The sequence below is a fragment of the Mesorhizobium sp. M7A.F.Ca.CA.002.15.2.1 genome (assembly GCF_003998715.1).
Classification (GTDB): Bacteria; Pseudomonadota; Alphaproteobacteria; order Rhizobiales; family Rhizobiaceae; genus Mesorhizobium; species Mesorhizobium ciceri.
In genome coordinates this window covers 1-378 of record NZ_RZPI01001307.1, presented here as the reverse complement: position 1 = coordinate 378, position 378 = coordinate 1, and the positions used below count along the sequence as shown (strand labels likewise).

Annotated in this window: 1 protein-coding gene; it reads right to left on the bottom strand. The window is 64.0% G+C overall.

Annotated elements, in window-relative coordinates:
• A partial coding sequence (locus tag ENZ74_RS34280) for a molybdopterin cofactor-binding domain-containing protein (RefSeq protein ID WP_164761529.1) occupies window positions 1-378 on the bottom strand: 378 nt, incomplete at both ends.

The following is a 378-nucleotide window of genomic DNA, read 5'->3' as shown; positions in this document are numbered from 1 at the left end:
GGCCAGATCCTCGCCCGCGCGGGAAGCCGACACACCCCCCAGCGGAATGGAGCGCGAGCCGCCGGTGCCGCCGCCGGCCTTCAATTCATCGGTATCGCCCTGGCGGACATGGATTTTGTCGATGTCGAGATTGAGCTTTTCCGACAGGAACTGCGCATAGGCGGTGGCGTGTCCCTGTCCGTTGGTCTGGGTGCCGATCTTCAGCGTCACCGTGCCGTCGCCATTGAGTTCGACGAAGGCCGGCTCCGAGCCCGGAAAGGCACAGGCCTCGATATAGGTCGCCATGCCGAGACCGCGGATTTTTCCGCCGGCCTTCGACTGCGCCAGCCGCTCCGGAAACGCTTTCCATTCGGATTGCTCAATGGCGCGCTCCATATG